Annotated in this window: 19 protein-coding genes; 14 read left to right on the plus strand and 5 right to left on the minus strand. The window is 70.6% G+C overall.

All coding sequences use genetic code 11. From position 1 onward, the window contains the following. The first annotated feature begins 15 nt into the window (after positions 1 to 15). Positions 16 to 483: a MarR family winged helix-turn-helix transcriptional regulator gene (locus OG322_RS23595; protein ID WP_123471372.1), complete on the plus strand. Its 468-nt coding sequence runs from the start codon at positions 16 to 18 to the stop codon at positions 481 to 483. Between the two features lie 309 nt (positions 484 to 792). On the opposite strand, the gene OG322_RS23600 is transcribed toward OG322_RS23595, so the two are convergent. After that, on the minus strand, positions 793 to 2,499 hold the full coding sequence (locus OG322_RS23600) for a tetratricopeptide repeat protein (RefSeq protein WP_329306883.1): 1,707 nt from the start codon (positions 2,497 to 2,499) through the stop codon (positions 793 to 795). Between the two features lie 97 nt (positions 2,500 to 2,596). Here OG322_RS23600 and OG322_RS23605 point away from each other — a divergent pair, with 97 nt between their 5' ends. After that, on the plus strand, positions 2,597 to 3,964 hold the full coding sequence (locus OG322_RS23605) for an FAD-binding oxidoreductase (RefSeq protein ID WP_124284125.1): 1,368 nt from the start codon (positions 2,597 to 2,599) through the stop codon (positions 3,962 to 3,964). Positions 3,965 to 4,056: 92 nt separating this feature from the next. On the opposite strand, the gene OG322_RS23610 is transcribed toward OG322_RS23605, so the two are convergent. Continuing rightward, positions 4,057 to 4,533 carry an SsgA family sporulation/cell division regulator gene (locus OG322_RS23610; protein ID WP_123471370.1) on the minus strand — a complete coding sequence of 159 codons (477 nt, stop codon included), beginning with the start codon at positions 4,531 to 4,533 and terminating at the stop codon, positions 4,057 to 4,059. A gap of 408 nt (positions 4,534 to 4,941) precedes the next feature. Between OG322_RS23610 and OG322_RS23615 the strand changes: the two genes are divergently transcribed. Next, complete coding sequence (locus tag OG322_RS23615; RefSeq protein ID WP_329306884.1) at positions 4,942 to 6,654, plus strand: RDD family protein; 1,713 nt, start codon at positions 4,942 to 4,944, stop codon at positions 6,652 to 6,654. Between the two features lie 171 nt (positions 6,655 to 6,825). After that, entirely contained in the window at positions 6,826 to 7,512 is a 687-nt protein-coding gene (locus tag OG322_RS23620; protein ID WP_266411896.1) for an RDD family protein, read from the plus strand. Between the two features lie 66 nt (positions 7,513 to 7,578). Here OG322_RS23620 and OG322_RS23625 read toward each other — a convergent pair whose 3' ends face one another. Further along, positions 7,579 to 7,905 (minus strand): hypothetical protein, encoded by a 327-nt coding sequence (locus tag OG322_RS23625; protein WP_123471367.1) that lies wholly within the window; start codon positions 7,903 to 7,905, stop codon positions 7,579 to 7,581. A gap of 370 nt (positions 7,906 to 8,275) precedes the next feature. On the opposite strand from OG322_RS23625, the gene OG322_RS23630 reads away from it, so the two are divergent. After that, positions 8,276 to 10,675, plus strand: a complete 2,400-nt coding sequence (locus OG322_RS23630) for an immune inhibitor A domain-containing protein (RefSeq protein WP_206432318.1) — start codon at positions 8,276 to 8,278, stop codon at positions 10,673 to 10,675. Positions 10,676 to 10,799: 124 nt separating this feature from the next. Continuing rightward, positions 10,800 to 11,132 carry a hypothetical protein gene (locus OG322_RS23635; RefSeq protein WP_206432317.1) on the plus strand — a complete coding sequence of 111 codons (333 nt, stop codon included), beginning with the start codon at positions 10,800 to 10,802 and terminating at the stop codon, positions 11,130 to 11,132. A 13-nt stretch (positions 11,133 to 11,145) separates the two neighbouring features. On the opposite strand, the gene OG322_RS23640 is transcribed toward OG322_RS23635, so the two are convergent. Both OG322_RS23640 and OG322_RS23645 read right to left on the minus strand, forming a co-directional pair. Next, entirely contained in the window at positions 11,146 to 11,730 is a 585-nt protein-coding gene (locus OG322_RS23640; protein ID WP_123471365.1) for an isochorismatase family protein, read from the minus strand. A 181-nt stretch (positions 11,731 to 11,911) separates the two neighbouring features. Then, a complete protein-coding gene (locus OG322_RS23645; protein WP_123471364.1) occupies positions 11,912 to 13,240 on the minus strand; it encodes a nicotinate phosphoribosyltransferase in 1,329 nt (442 codons plus the stop codon). Positions 13,241 to 13,351: 111 nt separating this feature from the next. Here OG322_RS23645 and clpS point away from each other — a divergent pair, with 111 nt between their 5' ends. From clpS to OG322_RS23685, 8 genes are all read left to right on the plus strand, one after another. After that, a complete protein-coding gene (clpS, locus tag OG322_RS23650; protein WP_123471363.1) occupies positions 13,352 to 13,657 on the plus strand; it encodes an ATP-dependent Clp protease adapter ClpS in 306 nt (101 codons plus the stop codon). 40 nt (positions 13,658 to 13,697) lie between these two features. Continuing rightward, positions 13,698 to 14,282, plus strand: a complete 585-nt coding sequence (locus OG322_RS23655; protein WP_123471362.1) for a DUF2017 domain-containing protein — start codon at positions 13,698 to 13,700, stop codon at positions 14,280 to 14,282. Positions 14,283 to 14,599: 317 nt separating this feature from the next. After that, positions 14,600 to 16,033, plus strand: coding sequence for an amino acid permease (locus OG322_RS23660; RefSeq protein WP_124284121.1), 1,434 nt, complete (start codon positions 14,600 to 14,602; stop codon positions 16,031 to 16,033). 124 nt (positions 16,034 to 16,157) lie between these two features. Continuing rightward, positions 16,158 to 16,589 carry a Mov34/MPN/PAD-1 family protein gene (locus OG322_RS23665; protein WP_123471360.1) on the plus strand — a complete coding sequence of 144 codons (432 nt, stop codon included), beginning with the start codon at positions 16,158 to 16,160 and terminating at the stop codon, positions 16,587 to 16,589. 132 nt (positions 16,590 to 16,721) lie between these two features. Continuing rightward, positions 16,722 to 16,847 (plus strand): putative leader peptide, encoded by a 126-nt coding sequence (locus OG322_RS23670; protein WP_260147624.1) that lies wholly within the window; start codon positions 16,722 to 16,724, stop codon positions 16,845 to 16,847. A 123-nt stretch (positions 16,848 to 16,970) separates the two neighbouring features. Beyond that, the gene (locus OG322_RS23675) at positions 16,971 to 17,249 is read left to right on the plus strand and encodes a MoaD family protein (protein ID WP_123471358.1); all 279 of its coding nucleotides are present in this window, start codon (positions 16,971 to 16,973) and stop codon (positions 17,247 to 17,249) included. Continuing rightward, on the plus strand, positions 17,249 to 18,199 hold the full coding sequence (locus tag OG322_RS23680) for a PLP-dependent cysteine synthase family protein (RefSeq protein WP_123471357.1): 951 nt from the start codon (positions 17,249 to 17,251) through the stop codon (positions 18,197 to 18,199). Before OG322_RS23675 ends, OG322_RS23680 begins: the two co-directional genes overlap by 1 nt. A 308-nt stretch (positions 18,200 to 18,507) precedes the next feature. Further along, the gene (locus OG322_RS23685; protein WP_123471355.1) at positions 18,508 to 19,260 is read left to right on the plus strand and encodes an MBL fold metallo-hydrolase; all 753 of its coding nucleotides are present in this window, start codon (positions 18,508 to 18,510) and stop codon (positions 19,258 to 19,260) included. Positions 19,261 to 19,308 lie beyond the last annotated feature (48 nt).

The following is a 19,308-nucleotide window of genomic DNA, read 5'->3' on the forward strand; positions in this document are numbered from 1 at the left end:
ACGGAGGGCAGGACCATGGATGAGGACGAGCGTCGGCTGCGCGATCTCGAACGGGAGCTGACCCTCCTGTCCCGCCATTTCGTCGCCTCGCGCGGTCCTCGCATCGGCCAGAGCCTTGAGCGCTCCGCCTACGTGCTGCTCACCCGCCTGGAGGCCGGTGGGCCGCTCACCCTCAAGGAGCTGGCGCACACGTTCCACGTGGACGTCTCCACCATCAACCGCCAGGTCAGCCCCATGCTGCGGAACGGCCTGGTGGAACGCCTCCCGGATCCCGACGGTGGTATGGCGCGCAAGTACCGGCCCACCGCTCTGGGGCTGGAACGGCTGAAAGCCGACCGGGAGATCAGCCTCGAAGGTGCCACGCGTCTCATCGAGGCGACGGGGTGGGCCGACGGGACGACCGACCGGTTCCTGGCCCTGCTGGTCGAGCTCAACGCGGGCATCGAGCAGCTTGAAGGGCTGGGCGGGACACGCGCGCGGTAGGGCGGTGGTCCGCCCGCACTGACGGGGTGAACCAGCGGCTCGGCGCCGTGGGGCGTAAGGGCGTCGGCGCGACCGAACCTCCTCCGGACGCGTTCGGGGATGAACGCATGGAGGCGGAGCCCGCACACGAAACCCCGGTGGCGCGCCGCAGCGGCCGTGCGCGGGTTGGGATTCGGGTTCGGCCGAGGCGGCGCTGGTGCGGGCGCAGTTGAAGCTGGGGACCGTGACGCGGAAGTCGGTGCCCGACCGCAAGCCGGACACCGTCATCAATCGTCCGCGCCGCCCCGGCCGGGGCGGCTTCCCCGGCCGTCAGCGGTCCGACGACGGTCCCGCGGCGGACGGCGCGGCCGGGGACGCCGCCGGCGGGCCCGCCGCTCCCTGCTTCGGGGGTGTGGGGGAAGGGGTGGGTGTCTGTGGCGGGGCGGTCGGTGACGGTTCCGCTTCCCGCTGCGGCTCCGGCGCCTGCGGGGTCTGCGGCGGCGCCGGCTCCGGGGCCGGCCGGTTGTCCAGCGGTCTGTCCGCCGGGGCCGGGGGCAGCCCCATGGTGTCCAGGGCCTCCTGCGCCCGCGGGGCGTCCAGCGGCGAGAACTGCGGGTTGGTGCGCAGCGCCTCCTCCAGATGGCGGCGGGCCGGACCGAGGTCGTTCAACGCGTGCTGGACCATGCCCAGGTGGTACGCGTACGCCGCGTTCCGGCCGCCCGAGTCGACCGCCTTCTGCGCGTACTCCAGGGCCGAGTCCGAGTCGCCCGAGCGGTGCAGCGCCCAGCCCAGCGCATCGGCCACCGCCGCGCTGTGGTGCCCGCGGCCCCACTCCGCCCGGAGCTGCTCCACCGCCGCGTTCGCGTCGCCGTGGGCGGCCTCGAAGCGGCCGAGGAGCAGGGCGTCGTCCACGCCCTGGGCCCCGGCCCCGGTCAGCGCCCTGCGCAGCCGCGTGTACTGGTTGACGGAGTCGCCGTCCAGGCCGAGCGACTCGTACAACTCGCCCAGTTCCAGCATGTATTCGGGCCGAGGGGACTTGGCCAGCGCTGCCCGGTAGTCCCGCTGGGCCTCATCGGTGCGGCCGAGGGCCGCCAGCGCACGCGCCCGGCCCGCGAGGGAGGCGTGGTGGGCGCGGTCGGTGCGCAGCGCGGCACCGTACTGGGCCACGGCCTCCTGGGGCTCGCCCCGCTCCCAGGCGAGCTCGCCCAGCCGGAAGAGGCAGGCCGCCTTCTCCGCGGGCGTCCGCGCCCGGTTCGCTGCGTCCTGCGCGGTGGCGAGCGCGTCCTCGCGCCAGCCCCGGTCGCGGTACATCTGCGCCGTCAGGCCCAGCGACGGGACACCCGCCCGCAGCGCCGCGTACCGCTCCACCGCCGTGGTCGCCGACTTGAGGTCGCCCAGGCCGTTGTACGCGTCGATCAGCTCCGGGTACACCGTCCACTGCTTCGGCAGCCGGGCCCGTACCGTCTCGCCCCACTTCTTCGCCGTCACGAAGTCGTTCCGGGCGTTGGCGAGCGAGGCGAGCCCCACCCAGGCCGCCTCGTTCCCCCGGTCACCCGGCTGCACGTCCAGCGACCGCTTCAGTGCCTTCTCGGCCCGGGTGTAGTACGCCGGGTCCGCGGCCCGCCGCCCCCATTCCACGTACGCCGACCCCAGCACCGCCCACGACTGCGCGTCCGACGGATGGGTGCCCACCCACGCCTGCCGGTCCCCCATGAGCGCCGTCAGATCGGAGAGCGAGGCGGGGGAGCCGGCCGCCGTCGCCATCATCGCCCGCGACACCGGACCGGACACGGGCGGCGCCGCGTCCTTGTCCTCGTCGGGCACGGCGACCACCGCACCCGTCACCAGCACCGCACCCGCCACCATGCCGAACGCGGCCCTGCGCAGGGTCGTGCGCAGCGATGCGGGGGGCGGCTCGGCCAGGGACGCGTGGTACGGCGGCAGGGCCGGAGGGGATTCACGGGGCGGGGCGTAGGCGGTGTCGGTGGAGTGGTCCGGCCCGGGGGCCGCCGGGGGCTGCTGCGGAGTGACGTCCATGCCGATCACTCTGCGTCAGTATGAAGATCGCACCGCGTCTTGGGATGGCTGGCGCATACGGGTTCACACCAATGGGCCCGGGTGTCAGTCTTGGATCATGGACGATCTTCTCGAACTACTGCGTGCGGGGCTTCCGGCCGAGGCTCTGATCACGGACCCGGACATCACCGCCTCCTATGCCAACGACATGGCGAGCTTCTGCGACGCGGGCATCCCGGCCGTCGTCGCACTCCCACGCACCGTCGAGCAGGTCCAGCACATCATGCGCACCGCCACGGCGCTGCGCGTCCCGGTCGTCCCGCAGGGTGCCCGCACGGGCCTGTCGGGCGCGGCCAACGCCTCCGACGGCTGCATCGTGCTCTCCCTGATCAAGATGGACCGCATCCTGGAGATCAGCCCCGTCGACCGGATCGCCGTGGTGGAGCCGGGCGTCATCAACGCGGTGCTCTCCCGCGCGGTCAACGAGCACGGGCTGTACTACCCGCCGGACCCCTCCAGCTGGGAGATGTGCACCATCGGCGGCAACATCGGGACCGCCTCCGGCGGCCTGTGCTGCGTCAAGTACGGGGTCACCGCCGAATACGTCCTCGGCCTCGACGTCGTCCTCGCGGACGGACGCCTCCTCAGCACCGGCCGCCGCACCGCGAAGGGCGTCGCCGGATACGACCTCACCCGGCTCCTCGTCGGGTCCGAGGGCAGCCTCGGGATCGTCGTCAAGGCCGTGCTCGCGCTCAAGCCGCAGCCGCCCCGGCAGCTCGTCCTGGCCGCCGAGTTCCCCAGCGCGGCCAGTGCCTGCGACGCGATCTGCGCGATCATGGAGCGGGGGCACACTCCGTCACTCCTCGAACTGATGGACCGTACGACAGTCCGCGCCGTCAACAACATGGCGAACATGGGCCTCCCCGACTCCACCGAGGCGCTCCTGCTGGCCGCCTTCGACACGCCGGACCCCACAGCCGATCTGGCCGCCGTCGCCGAGCTGTGCACGGCCGCCGGCGCCACCGAGGTCGTGCCGGCGGAGGACGCGGCCGAGTCCGAAATGCTGCTCCAGGCCCGGCGGATGTCGCTCACCGCCCTGGAGACCGTGAAGCCCGCCACGATGATCGACGACGTGTGCGTACCGCGCTCCAAGCTCGGCGCCATGCTGGAGGGCACCGCGGCCGTCGCCGAGAAGTACGACCTCACCATCGGCGTCTGCGCCCACGCCGGCGACGGCAACACCCACCCCGTCGTCTGCTTCGACCACACCGACGCCGACGAGTCCCGGCGGGCCCGCGAGTCCTTCGACGAGATCATGGCGCTCGGCCTCGAACTCGGCGGCACGATCACCGGCGAGCACGGCGTGGGCGTGCTGAAGAAGGAGTGGCTCGCCCGGGAGCTCGGCGAGGTCAGCGTGGAACTGCACCGGGGCATCAAGCAGGCCTTCGACCCGCTGGGGCTGCTCAACCCGGGCAAGGTGTTCTGACCGTGGCGGGCCGCTTCGATCTCGCCGGCCACTTCGGCCTCGCAGGACGCTCAGGCCTCGCAGGACGTGCCTGACGCCGCCACCCCGCCCGCTCAACTCTCCCCGTCCTGCGACTCGTCCGACGGCCACGGATCGCTCATCCACAGGTCGTCGGCCGGCAGCGGCGCCAGCAGCTCGGCGAGGCCCTCGTCGATGCCGAGCCGTTCGGACTCCGTGCCCGGCGGAACCACCCGCAGCGTCCGTTCCACCCAGGCGGCCACCGCGGCGGACGGCACCTCCAGCAGGGCGTTGCCGTCGGGCGAGGTCAGCGCCACGCAGATGATGCCGCGCCCGTCGATCTTGGTGGGCCAGATCCGCACGTCCCCGTGCCCGCACGGCCGGAACACGCCCTCCACCAGCAGATCGCGGGCGAACGTCCAGTGCACGGGGGCGTCCGAGCCGATGTGGAAGGTGATGTGCACGGCGTACGGGTCCCGGGTGCGATACGTCAGCCGGGCGGGCACCGGGATGCTGCGCTCGGGCGACAGGACCAGCTTGAGCTCCAGCTCGCGTTCCACGACGGTGTGCATGAGGCGTCCTTTCGAGGCCTGTGAGCCGGTCCCGCGACCGGCCTTCACAGGGAGAGAGCGCCCTCCCCGTCATCCATTACGCGACTTCGGGGAAAAAAGTTTGGCGTGACCGGAAAGTGGCCCAAACTCCCGGACCGGCCCGGGGGCAGGCGGGTGTCTGATAGATGTGGACCCTTGTATGGGGACCGACCGGCAATTGGGTGGTGGGTGAAGGAGCGGGTCCGGGTGCAGCTGCGAGGCGAAGGACTGAGCCAGATGGGTCCCCCTGCTCGAGCGAAGTCGAGAGCGTGGGGGAGGAGCCCCGGTGAAGGACGCCAACGCCGCGGCCGCGCGTGCCCGGCCCCGTGACGCCGCCCCCCCCCAACTGCCGATCGGTCCAAGGCCTCGAAGAGATACGGGACCACGGTGATGAGCGCCCCAACCCCGGCACCCGGTGACGAAAGCCCCCGCGAGGGGTACTACCCCGACCCGTCCATTCCCGGATACGTCCGGTACTGGAACGGCGCTTCGTGGGTGCCCGGTACGAGCAGGCCCGCCCCGCAGAGCGGGGAGGCGACGCCCTCGGCACCCGCCCCGGAGGCGGCCGCACCGCGACAGCCCGGCCCCGCCCCGGTGGACGAGACCGGTCCAGTCTTCTTCGACGAGGAGCCGCAGGACGACGGACGGCCCGAACCGTCGCACGCCTGGCAGGCCGACGTCTCCCGGCAGAACGGCTTCGGCGGTGAGCGCGACCGCCGGGTCTCCTGGGGCGGCGGACAGCCCGCACAACAGGGCGGGCAGCCGGGGCCGAGCCCCGATCCGCGTACGCCCGCGGCCGGTCTCCCGGCAGGCGACCCGCCCGTGGACCGCTCCCCGGCGGTTCGTTCCTCCGGCGACCGTTTGCCGGCCGTCCGCCCCGGCGCCGACCTCGCTCCGGTGGACCCGCGCCGGCCCGTGCGGCAGGACCCCACCGGCGGCGCGCTGCCGGGCATGAGGGACGGCGCCGCTGACGGGGCCGAGAACACCGTCGCCATCCGGGTCGCCCGCCACGGGCGCGCCGGCGGCGGCGACCGCGACGCGGGGAGTCCGCCCGTCGACGGCACGGTCTCGATCCGCGCCGCGGGCCACGGCCGCAGGCCACCGGTCCCGCGCGACGCCGAACAGCAGCCCGCCGAACAGCCGCCCGCCGACGGCACGATGACGATGCGCGCGACCGGCCCCGCCGTCGCCCCGGCCGCCCCGCAGGCATCCGGGCCCGCCGCACCGGCCCCGTCCCGGGCCTCCGCGCCCGCTCCGGGCCCCGCGCGGCAGAACCCGGCCGCCCAGGACCCGGCCCGGCTCAACGGCCCGCTCACGCGCGGCCCCGGCGCCGCCGCCTCCTGGGCCCAGCAGACCCCGCAGCAGCCCCGGCCGGAGCAGGCCGCCCTGCCGCAGGTGCCCGCGCAGCAACAACGGCCCGCGTTTCCCCAGCAATCCCAGGCGCCCCAGCTGTCCCAGACACCGCATCAGCCCCAGCTGTCCCAGACACCGCATCAGCCCCAGCAGTCCCAAACTCCGCATCAGCCCCAGCAGCCCCATGCGCCTCAGCCCGACCAGCCGGTCGTGCCCTGGAAGCCCCCGGTCAACGACCACTTCCAGCAGCTCGCGGCGGCCCGGGCGGCCGCCCGTCCGGCCGCCCTCGGCAAGCGGTTCGCCGCCCGGCTCATCGACACCGCCGTGCTGGCCACGCTCGTCGGCGCCATCGCCGTCCCCCTCGCGACGCAGGCCGCGGACCACATCAACGAGAAGATCGACGCGGCCAGGCTGTCCGGCGAGACGGTCACCGTCTGGCTGCTGGACTCCACCACGGCCGGCCTGACCGCCGCGGTCCTCGTCGCGTTCCTGGTGCTGGGCGTCCTCCTGGAGGCGCTGCCGACCGCGAAGTGGGGCCGTACGCTCGGAAAGAAGCTCTGCGGACTCGACGTACGGGACATCGAGTCCGGCTCGGCGCCCGCCTTCGGCGCCGCGCTGCGCCGCTGGCTGGTCTACGGCGTGCTGGGCGTCCTGGTGATCGGGGTGGCCAACGTGCTGTGGTGCCTGATCGACCGGCCGTGGCGCCAGTGCTGGCACGACAAGGCGGCCCGCACCTTCGTGGCCGGCTGAGACCGGCCGGCACGGGGGCCGCCGGAGCGGCTCGGTGAGAAGGGCCCGATGCGCCCCGCAGCCGACCCGCACGGCTGACGGCTCTTCGGGTGAGGGCCGTCGGGCGGTTTCTGTTCCCCCGAAAGCACCTGAGCCGTTGCGGGCGCCCGTGCGGCGGGGTGCACTGCCCCCATGAGCAACGATCAGCCGACGTCCGGTCAGCCGCCCGAGGACGACCCGTTCCTCAAGAAGCCGCACGAGCCCCGGCCGCCGCCGTCGGGCTCGCCCTACGACAGCGCGCCGCCGCCTCCGCCGTACGACCCCGGCCCCTACGGCGGAGGCCAGTTCGGCGCTGCGGATCCGCTGGCGGGCATGCCGCCGCTCGCCGAGCCCGGCAAGCGCATCCTGGCCCGGCTGATCGACTTCCTGATCATCTCGATCCCGCTGTACCTGATCTCGCTGCCCTGGGGCGGCGTGTTGGACATGTCGAACAACAACAACAACACCAACAACGGCAACGACAACGTCGGCGACCTCTTCGCCCAGACGTACAGCGGTCACCAACTGGTCTGGTCGCTGATCGGCCTGGTGGTCTACGTCGGCTACGACACGTACTTCACGCACAAGGACGGCCGCACCCTCGGCAAGCGGCTGCTGAAGCTGCGGGTCGCGATGCTCAACGACGGCAGTGTGCCGGACACCGGCAGTTCGTTCCTGCGGGCCGTGGTGCTGTGGCTTCCGGCGCTGCTCTGCTGCCCGTGCCTGTGGTGGCTGATCAACATCGTGCTGATGTTCACGGACAAGCCGTACCGGCAGGGCCTGCAGGACAAGGCGGCCAAGACGGTGGTGGTGACCACCAACATTCAGAGCGCGGTCTGAGAGCGGCGCGGCTCGTTCGGACCGGGCCGGGAGGGCGTGTCGGCACTCTCCCGGCTCCGCCGGGCGTCAGCGCCGCAGTGAGTGCTCGCCCACCCGCGCGGACGTGCGTGCGGCCGGGATCGTGCCCTGTACGTGGCCCAGGGCGTGGCCCCCGGGCCCGGCGCCGGAGCGGGCCTCCTGGTGTGCGGACGCCGCGGCCTCCTCCGTCGCCGTCCTCCGGCGCGGCGGAGCGGGCACGGTGACGGCCACCAGCAGGCCGAGCGCGAGCCCGGCCGCAGCGATCACGGCGATGCCGAGGTCCGAACTCGTACGGGACAGCAGCAGCATGGCGAGGGTCGAGAAGACAACGGTGACCGAACCGTAGGAGAGCTGTGCAGCAGTAGGACGCGGCATGGCGTTATCCGTCCTCGGGACGTCGGATGGGCGGTCTCTCAACACGGGTCGCACTGTCAGGCGACTCTACGACGGTGGATGCCCTGGCGGAACGGGTAGTAAGCATGACCTAACCCACAGTGCCGGAGCATGGGGGGCGCACGGAGTCATTCTCCGCGCCGATCAAGGCCTTCGGCGCGCCGGTTGGGTGCGGAGCAGTCGTCCGGATAGCGGAAATGTGCTCCTGCATAGTGCACTTGGTCTGTTCAAGTCAAGGTCTGTCTTTTCTCACGTAACTCCGGTCGAATGTCGTCACTTGTGACGCGTTTCCGCGCGCGGCCCCTTCACACTTCCAGGCCGCGGCCGCGGGCGCCGGGGAGGACTGCATCACGTGATCATTAAGAGACGGGCGCTTCGCACCGGGGCGGTTGTCGTGGCCATGGCCGCGACCGCCGCCACCGCATCCGCCTTCGCCACCGCTCAGGCTGATGACAAGGCGTCAGGCACCGCTGCCTCCGCCGTCGACCGCCGGGACCCGGGGTCGGCCGAGGGCAACGCGCACAACCTGGAAGGCCCGTTCAGCAAGCAGCAGGACGCTCAGCGTCAGGCCGCTATGGAACAGGTCATATCCGGCGACAAGAAGGTGTCCAAGCGCGGCGGCTCCAATGTCGTCAAGCTCGACGACAAGAAGTACGTCGAGCTCGGCCGCGAGAAGACGGACAAGATCTTCACCATCCTGGTGGAGTTCGGCGACAAGGTCGACAGCACGACCACGTACGACCCGGACGGCGAAGGCCCCAAGCCTCCCGTCCCGAAGTACGGCGGCGTACCGGGACCGGCGCACAACAAGATAGCCAAGCCGGACCCCAAGAAGGACAACAGCACCGCCTGGCAGGCCGATTACAACCAGGCCCACTTCCAGGACCTGTACTTCGGCAAGGGCGCCGGCAAGGACTCGCTCAAGACGTACTACGAGAAGACGTCCTCCGGACGCTACTCGGTGGACGGCGAGGTCTCCGACTGGGTCAAGGTCCCGTACAACGAGGCCCGCTACGGCTCGAACTACTGCGGTGCGAGCAACTGCGCCAACGCCTGGGACATGGTCAAGGACGGCGTGAACGCCTGGGCCGCGGACCAGAAGGCCAAGGGCCGTACGCCGGAGCAGATCAAGGCCGATCTCGCCAAGTACGACCAGTGGGACCGCTACGACTACGACAACGACGGCAACTTCAACGAGCCGGACGGCTACATCGACCACTTCCAGGTCGTGCACGCCGGCGAGGACGAGTCGGCCGGCGGCGGCGTCGAGGGCACCAACGCCATCTGGGCGCACCGCTGGTACGCCTACGGCACGGACGCCGGCGCGACCGGCCCGGCCGGCAACAAGGCCGGCGGCACCCAGATCGGTGACTCCGGCATCTGGGTCGGCGACTACACCGCGCAGCCCGAGAACGGTGGCCTGGGCGTCTTCGCCCACGAGTACGGCCACGACCTCGGTCTGCCGGACCTCTACGACACCACCAACACCGCTGAGAACTCGGTCGGTTTCTGGTCCCTGATGTCGGCGGGCTCCTGGCTCGGCACCGGTAAGAACAGCATCGGTGACCTGCCCGGTGACATGACCGCCTGGGACAAGCTCCAGCTGGGCTGGCTCAACTACGCCGAGGCCAAGGCCGCGACGAAGTCCACCCACAAGCTGGGCGTGTCCGAGTACAACACCAAGGACAAGCAGGCGCTCGTCGTCACGCTGCCCGACAAGGAAGTCACCACCGCCGTCACGGCGCCCGCCGAGGGCGGCAAGCAGTGGTGGAGCGACATGGGTGACAACCTCAACAACACCCTGTCCCGCCCGGTCGACCTCACCGGTAAGTCCAAGGCCTCCCTCGACCTCGCCGGCTGGTGGGACATCGAGAAGGACTACGACTACCTCTACACCGAGGTCTCCGACAACGGCGGCACCAGCTGGACCGCGCTCGACGGCACCGCCGACGGCAAGGCGATCCCGCGCGACGCCAGTGACAAGCCGGCCCTGACCGACGTCTCCGGCAAGTACCAGAAGCTCTCGTACTCGCTCGACGCCTACGCGGGCAAGAAGATCGACATCCGCTTCCGCTACGCCACCGACGGCGGCGCGGGCGGTATCGGCTTCGCGGCCGACACCATCGCGGTCAACGCCGACGGTGCCGCGCTCTTCACGGACAACGCCGAGGGCGACGACAACGGCTGGACCGCCAAGGGCTTCTCGCGGGTCGGCAAGTCGTTCACCAAGGACTACCCGCAGTACTACCTCGCGGAGAACCGCCAGTACGTCAGCTACGACCAGACCCTCAAGGTCGGCCCGTACAACTTCGGCTTCTCCAACACCCGTCCGGACTGGGTCGAGCACTACCCGTACCAGAACGGTCTGCTCGTCTGGCTCTGGGACACCTCCCAGAAGGACAACAACGTCTCGGTCCACCCGGGCCAGGGCCTGATCCTGCCGGTCGACGCGCACGCCAAGCCGCTGAAGTGGGCGGACGGCACGGTCATCCGCAACAAGATCCAGCCCTTCGACGCTCCGTTCAGCTGGTACCCCACCGACGGCTTCACGCTCCACAACGGTGACGTGGCCACGAAGATCAAGCCGCAGCTCGGCGTGCCGGTCTTCGATGACCACAAGGGAACCTACTGGTACAAGGAGAACAAGACCGGAAGCGTGCAGGTCGCTGACACCAACACCAGGATCTCGATCATCAGCGAGCCGCTCAGCGGCTCCACGATGACCGTCCAGGTTGGCGCCTCGCACAAGTAAGCCGGTATCACCGCAGGTCAGAACATGATCGGCCGTCGCCCTCTAGCGGGCGGCGGCCGATCGTGTTTAGGTGCCTCTTGTTCCGTTTCTTATTGACACGACGTCTCACGGGGGAGCGCGGAGTATGGCAGGCGGAGGATTCAGCAAGTTGCCGAACGGCAGTGTGGTCGTCGCGATCACGCTGCCGAGTCCGGCGCAGGGCGTGGGACCGGACACCCCGGTCCGCGTCCTGGTGCACGCGGCCAACCGGGCCCGCGCACTGACCCGGCTGCGCAATCTGGGGCTGCGGGCCGTCTATCTCCGCGGCAACGCCGAGCCGCCCACCCCGGACGAGATCACCGCCGTCCTGCACCATCCGGACGGCGTGCTCTGGCGCGCGAGACCCGAGCGGGCCCAGGAGCTCTGGCACCCGATCCGGGCGCTCCTGAGGCCCGCCCTGCCGGCCCGGCGGAGCTGACCCGGCCCTCCGGCTACACCACGGGCTTGCCGGCGAGCACCACGCCCGCCTCCCGGAGCTCCGTCAGCGCCCGGTCCGTGGTCGCCTCGGAGACGCCCGCGGTCAGATCGAGCAGTACGTGCGTGGCGAAGCCCTCACGGACCGCGTCCAGCGCGGTGGCCCGGACGCAGTGGTCGGTGGCGATGCCGACCACGTCGACCGCGGTCACCCCGCGGTCGCGCAGCCACTCGGCCAGCCCCACACCGTTCTCGTCCAGGCCCTCGAAGCCGCTGTACGCCGCGGCGTACGCGCCCTTGTCGAAGACGGTGTCGATCGCCCCGGAGGCGACCGCGGGCGCGAAATTGGGGTGGAAGCCCACCCCTTCCGTACCGGCCACGCAGTGCGGCGGCCAGGAGTGCTCGAAGTCCGGCGCCGACGAGAAGTGGCTGCCTGGGTCGATGTGGTGATCACGGGTGGCCACCACGTGCCGGTAGCCGGGCTGGGCCTCGCCGATCAGGTCCGTGATGGCGGCGGCGACGTCGGCACCCCCCGCCACCGCGAGGCTCCCGCCCTCACAGAAGTCGTTCTGAACGTCCACGACGATCAAGGCGCGGTGCATGGCGGGTGTCCTTCGGTGGGGGAGGGAACAGCGGAACGGCGGTTACGGGGGTGACAACGAGCCTAGAGACTCGAACCGGCCTTAGGGAGAGGCCTGCGCATTCGGGACGGCCGGGAAATTTCGAGCCCGTCCGGAGATCGGGGGCAAAACGGCCGCGGACCGCCTCCGGCCCCCGCCACCCTCACACGTACTCCGTGGGAATCACCGGCTCGCCCCGCGACAGCTGCATCGCGGACATCGGCAGCCCCGCCCGCGAAGCGATGTGCCGCTCCCGGGCCGCGTCCAGCGGCTCCCGCGCGACCACCTCGCCGGCCCTGACCAGCTCCGCCAGCAGCTGCCGGCCGGCCAGCTCCGGCGGCACCGGACCGGTCCCGATCACCTCCGCCTCGGCCACCCCGTCCTCGTCCAGCCGGCGCGCCGCCCACTTGCGGCCGCCGATGGAGGTCTTCGCGCCCAGCGACTTCTTCGCCACCGGCCGCAGCGGGTCCGCCGGATCGGCGGAGACGGCCCGCGCCACCAGCTTGTAGACCATCGAGCACGTGGGCTGCCCGCTGCCGGTCACCAGCTGCGTGCCCACCCCGTACGCGTCCACCGGGGCCGCGGCCAGCGAGGCGATGGCGTACTCGTCCAGGTCCGAGGTCACCACGATCTTCGTGCCCGTCGCGCCCAGCTCGTCGAGCTGCTGGCGCACCCGGTGCGCGACCAGCAGCAGGTCACCGGAGTCGATCCGGACCGCCCCCAGCCCGGTCCCGGCGACCTCGACCGCCGTCCGGACCGCCGCCGTCACGTCGTACGTGTCGACCAGCAGCGTCGTGTCGCGCCCCAGCGAGTCGACCTGGGCCCGGAACGCGTCGCGCTCGGAGTCGTGCAGCAGGGTGAAGGCGTGGGCGCTCGTGCCGACCGTCGGGATGTTGTAGCGGAAGCCCGCGGCCAGGTCGGAGGTGGTGTCGAAACCGCCGATGTACGCGGCACGGGCCGAGGCCACCGCCGACAGCTCATGGGTGCGCCGTGCACCCATCTCGATCAGCCCGCGCCCGCCCGCCGCCGACGACATCCGCGAGGCCGCGGCGGCGATCGCCGAGTCGTGGTTGAGGATCGACAGGATCACCGTCTCCAGCAGCACGCACTCGGCGAAGGAGCCCTCGACCCGCAGGATCGGCGAGCCGGGGAAGTACACCTCGCCCTCCGGGTAGCCCCAGATGTCCCCGCTGAAGCGGTAATCGGCCAGATAGTCGAGCGTCGGCCCGTCGACGACGTTCTGGTCGCGCAGGAAGGCGAGCATCTCGTCGTCGAAGTGGAAGTTCTCGACCGCGTCCAGAACCCGCCCGATGCCCGCGACGACGCCGTAGCGCCGCCCCTCGGGCAGCCGACGGGTGAACGCCTCGAAAACCGAGCGCCGGCCGGCGGTGCCGGCCTTCAGCGCGGCCTGCACCATCGTGAGCTCGTACTGGTCGGTGAAGAGCGCTGTCGAGGGCACACCGACCCGTCGCCCAAGGTCCGCAGAGTTCATGCCGGGGATGCTACCCCTATTTCGTCAGAGTGACGAGATGGGGGTGTCGCGCCCGGCGCGGTGCCGGGGTCGTTTGTGCGATGCCCCCTCACGAGTGGCAGCATGGGGTAGGTGAGCGTCGCCCCCGTAGAGATCGAACGTCCCGAATCGGCCGAGGAGAACCTCGTTGTCCCCGAGCCCGACGTCCCCTGGGTGACGCTGGTCCACAACGACCCCGTCAACCTCATGAGCTATGTGACCTATGTCTTCCAGGCCTACTTCGGCTACTCCAAGGACAAGGCCCGCAAGCTCATGCTCGACGTCCATCAGAAGGGCCGCGCCGTCGTCTCCAGCGGAAGCCGCGAAGAGATGGAACGCGACGTCCAGGCGATGCACGGCTACGGGCTGTGGGCCACACTCACCCAGGACCGCAACTAGCACCCCACCCGCCCCGCCCGACCACCATCGGAGAGAACCCATGGCCGGCCACTTCGAGGCCACCCCCGGCGGCGGCGCGGCCGTCGCGCTCGACGAGGTGGAGATCGCGATCCTGCGCTCCCTCGCCGTCCAGCTGCTGGAGCTCATCGGCCCCGGCGACGAACCCGCCGAGGGCGAGGACCCGCTCGCCGCGCTCTTCGCCGAGGGCCCCAGCGAACCGCCCACCGACCCCGCCCTGGCCCGGCTCTTCCCCGAGGCCTACGGCGACACCGACGGCGAACTGCGCGCCGCTTCCGCCGAGTTCCGCCGCTTCACCGAGAACGACCTGCGCACCCGTAAACGCGACGACGCCCTCGTCGTCGTGCGCACCCTCGACGCGCTCGTTCCCGCCGGGGACGGCGGTGCCGTGCTCGGGCTCACCGCCGAGGAATGCCGCAGCTGGCTCGGGTCCCTCAACGACCTGCGGCTGACCATCGGCGCCCGGCTGGAGGTCTCCGACGAGGACGGCGGCGAGGAAGGCTCGCTCTACCGGCTCCCCGATACTGATCCGCGCAAACCCATGGTCATGGCCTATCTCTGGCTGGGCGCACTCCAGGAAACGCTCATCGAAACCCTGATGCCGTAACGCGACACAGATGCCGGGCCACTCCGTGTTCGCTCAAAGGACGCTCAAATCCAAATAACGATCACGTCACCTGATCGGCCTTCTTTGCAGTGAGCTGGACACCGTTGTCCGCTTTTTCCTGTGGCGTGCGCCACATAATGTCCGGTGGATCACCGATGTGCCCGTGGTAAATCTTCACGACCACTCGGGGACGCCACCCCTGTTCCCGAGGGCGCTATCGGCCGGTAACCACCGGCGGCACTCCATCCATATCCGGGGGGATCGGGACCTGATCCGCAGCCGCAAGGCGCGGATCGGCGTGGAGAAAGGCGCACCACATGACATCGCCGAAGGTCGACAAGGGACAGGAAGAACCGCAGGCCGCAGCCGCGGACGGCACCTCGGCCGAGGGCTACCAGCGCGCCCTCGGGGCACGGCAGATCCAGATGATCGCGATCGGCGGGGCCATCGGCACCGGCCTTTTCCTCGGCGCCGGCAAGGCCATCGCCAAGGCCGGCCCCAGCCTCATCCTGGCCTATGCCATCGCGGGCCTGGTGATCTTCTTCATCATGCGGGCCCTGGGTGAACTCCTCATGTACCGACCGGTGTCGGGCTCCTTCTCGGAGTACGCCCGCGAATTCATCGGGCCCTTCGCCGGCTTTGTCACCGGCTGGACGTACTGGCTGTTCTGGGTTGTCACCGGAATCACCGAAGTCACCGCAGCGGCCCAGTACATGACGTTCTGGTTCGACATTCCGCAATGGGTTTCCGCACTGATCTTCACAATCATTCTGTACGGCGTGAACCTGATCTCCGTGAAGCTCTTCGGTGAACTCGAATTCTGGTTCTCGATGGTCAAGGTCACCGCCATCGTCGGCATGATCCTCATCTGCGCCGGAATCCTCACCCTCGGCTTCTCCGACGCCGGCGACTCCGCGTCCGTCACCCACCTCTGGGCCGACGGCGGCTTCTTCCCGCACGGCATCACGGGCACCCTGATGACCCTGCAGATCGTGATGTTCGCCTTCCTCGCCGTCGAGCTCGTCGGCGTCACCGCGGGCGAGTCCAAGGACCCGAAGAGCGTCCTGCCCAAGGCGATCAACACCGTGCCGTGGCGCATCGCCGTCTTCTACGTCGGCGCCCTCGTCATGATCCTCTCGGTGGTCCCCTGGACCGAGTTCCAGCCGGGCATCTCGCCCTTCGTCGCCGCCTTCCAGAAGATGGGCCTCGGTCTCGGCGCGGGCATCGTCAACTTCGTCGTCCTGACCGCGGCGCTCTCCTCCTGCAACTCCGGCATGTACTCCACCGGCCGAATGCTGCGCGACCTCGCGCTCAACGGACAGGGCCCGAAGGTCTTCACCCGGCTGACCAGGAGCGGCACCCCGCTCGTCGGCACCACCGTCTCGGCCGCCCTCATGCTCGTCGGCGTCTGGATCAACTACCAATGGCCCGGCGACGCCTTCACCTACGTCGTCTCCTTCGCCACCATCTCCGGCATGTGGGCCTGGATCATGATCCTCGTCAGCCAGATCCGCTACCGTCGGCTGGCCGACCGCGGCGTCCTTGCGCAATCCGGCTTCCGAGCCCCCGGCGCCCCGTACACCAGCATCTTCTCCCTCGCCTTCATCGGCATGGTCATCGTGATGATGGGCATCGACAAGGACGCCAGGATCTCGCTGTACTGCGCGCCGCTGTGGGCCCTGATCCTCGGCGTCTCGTACCTGGTCCTCAAGGCCCGCAACCCCGGGAACAAGGCCTTCGCCGGCCGCTGAGACCACCGGAATTTCCCCGGACGGGCAGCCGCCCCGGCAGCCGCCCCAAGGGACGCGTCCACGATGCGGGCCCCCGCGTACCACTCCTCGGTACGCGGGGGCCCGTCGTCCTATCCTGGGCGCCATGCTGACCATCACCCAGGCGCTGTACGACCAGATCGTCGCGCACTCCCGCGCCGACCACCCCGACGAGGCGTGCGGCGTGGTCGCCGGGCCGGCCGGAACCGGCCGCGCCGAACGCTTCATCCCCATGCTCAACGCGGCCCGCTCTCCCACGTTCTACGAATTCGACTCGGCCGACCTCCTCAAGCTCTACCGCGACATGGACGACCGCGACGAGGAACCGGTGATCGTCTACCACTCGCACACGGCGACCGAGGCCTATCCCTCCCGCACCGACGTCACGTACGCCAACGAACCCGGCGCCCACTACGTCCTCGTATCGACCGCCGACGCCGACGGCGCTGGACCCTTCCAGTTCCGCTCGTACCGCATCGTGGACGGCGAGATCACCGAGGAGGAGATCGAGGTCGTCGACGCCTGCAGCGCCGTCTGACCCCGCCACCGGCATCCCGCTGCACGGCCGGACAGGGCCGCCGACCCGGCCCTGTCCGCCTGTCGAACGCCAACCATCCGCCAGGTGAGATCACATTCCAGATTCCGGACCGGGAATCGATACGATGAGCGCATGGTTCTCCATGACGTGAGCGACAAGACGCCGGGCATGCTGCTCGTGGCGCGCCTGCACGTCGATCTGTGCCGGCTCTCCAGCGCGATCTGTACGAACCACCGGACCGCCGGCCGCGAAGCCTGAGCCGGGCCGAGGCCCGGCGCCGCCCGGCCGGGCGCCACCCACACACGTACCACCCCCGCGCGGGGGCAGAGCCGCGCGTCCCACGCCCACCGCCACCACTCCGCTTCGACAGGAGCCCACGCCATGGCCATCGAGGTCCGCATCCCGACCATCCTCCGCACCTACACCGACGGCGCCAAGGCTGTCGAGGCCGAAGGAGAGACCCTCGCCGACCTCTTCGAGGACCTGGAGACCCGCCACACCGGCATCCGTGAGCGCATCGTCGACGGCACCGAGCTCCGCCGCTTCGTGAACGTGTACCTCAACGACGAGGACGTCCGCTTCCTCGACGGCATCTCCACCAAGCTCAGCGACGGCGACAGCATCACCATCCTCCCGGCCGTCGCCGGCGGCATGAACTGATGCGCTACGACAGCCCGCTCGCCGCAGTGGGCAACACCCCGCTCGTCCGCCTGCCGCGGCTGTCACCGTCGAACGACGTCCGCATCTGGGCCAAGCTGGAGGACCGCAACCCCACCGGCTCGATCAAGGACCGCCCCGCGCTCCACATGGTCGAGCAGGCGGAGAAGGACGGCAGGCTCACCCCCGGCTGCACCATCCTCGAACCCACCAGCGGCAACACCGGCATCTCGCTCGCCATGGCGGCCACGCTCAAGGGCTACCGCATCGTCTGCGTCATGCCCGAGAACACCTCGCAGGAGCGGCGCGACCTGCTCACCATGTGGGGCGCCGAGATCATCTCCTCCCCGGCGGCCGGCGGCTCCAACACCGCCGTCCGCGTCGCCAAGGAGCTGTCGGCGCAGCATCCCGACTGGGTGATGCTCTACCAGTACGGCAACCCGGACAACGCGGGTGCCCACTACGCCACCACCGGCCCGGAGATCCTCGCCGACCTCCCCTCGATCACCCACTTCGTGGCGGGCCTCGGCACCACGGGCACGCTCATGGGTGTCGGCCGCTATCTGCGCGAGCACGTCGAGGGCATCAAGATCGTCGCCGCCGAGCCGCGCTACGACGACCTGGTCTACGGCCTGCGCAACCTCGACGAGGGCTTCGTCCCCGAGCTCTACGACGCCTCGGTCCTCACCACCCGCTTCTCCGTCGGCTCAGCCGACGCCGTCACCCGCACCCGCGAACTCCTCCAGCAGGAGGGCATCTTCGCGGGCGTCTCCACCGGCGCCGCGCTGCACGCCGCGATCGGCGTGGGCAACAAGGCGGTCAAGGCCGGCGAGCCGGCCGACATCGTCTTCGTCGTCGCCGACGGCGGCTGGAAGTACCTGTCGACGGGCGTCTACACAGCCCCCACGACAGAAGCGGCCATCGAAACGCTCCAGGGCCAGCTCTGGGCCTAGCGGCTCGCGCCGCACCTCACCCGGACGCCGGGGACTCGGACCACGCAGGTCCGGGCCCCGGCGTCCGCCGTGTCCGGGGGTGCTGCCCCCGGACCCCCGCTCCTCAATCGCCGGAGGGGCTTGTTCCGGTACCCCACCCTCCCCCCGGCACGGCACCCCTTCCATCGAACCGGTGACAGCACAGGTGAGTTCCCCCACAACGGCACGCTCCGGAGGAGCGACCGGCTCTGTCGCGCCTTACGCTCGACAAACCGCTCCACGAACCGCACGAGCCCTCCCCGCTCCCACGTCTCGGAGGTTCACGCTCCATGAAGCTCACCGTCGTCGGATGCTCCGGCTCGTTCCCGTCCGCGGGATCGGCATGCTCGAGCTACCTCGTAGAGGCCGACGGCTTCAGGCTGCTCCTCGACATGGGCAACGGCGCCCTCGGCGAGCTGCAGCGCCACGTCGGTCTGTACGACCTCGACGCCATCTTCCTCAGCCACCTGCATGCCGATCACTGCATCGACATGTGCGCGTACTTCGTCGTCCGCTACTACCCGCACGACGGCGGACGCCCGGCCCCCATCCCGGTCTACGGCCCCGACGGCACGGAGCAGCGGCTCACCACCGCCCACGCCGACACCCCGTCCGAGCACGCGATGGGCGAGGTCTTCGACTTCCACACGCTGAAGGCCGGCTCGTTCGAGATCGGCCCCTTCTCGGTCCGTACGGAGAAGCTCCGCCACCCGGTCGAAACGTTCGGCATCCGCATCGAGCACGGTGGCCGCTCGCTCACGTACTCGGGCGACACCGGCGCCTGCGAGGCCCTGGACGAGCTGGCCGAGGGCGCCGACCTCTTCCTCTGCGAGGCGTCGTTCGTCCACGGCAAGGAGGACATCCCGGACCTCCACCTCAACGGCCGCGAGGCAGGCGAGCTCGCCGCCCGCGCCCAGGTGGGACGCCTGGTCCTCACCCACATCCCGCCGTGGACCGATGCCGGCCGCAACCTGTCCGACGCCCGCGAGGTCTTCGACGGCCCGACGGAGCTGGCGGTCCCGGGCGCGGTCTACGAGATCTGACGACGCCCGGTACGCACGACGGAGCCCTCACCTTCCGCCGGGAAGGTG

It is taken from the genome of Streptomyces sp. NBC_01260 (genome assembly GCF_036226405.1).
Lineage (GTDB): Bacteria > Actinomycetota > Actinomycetes > Streptomycetales > Streptomycetaceae > Streptomyces > Streptomyces laculatispora.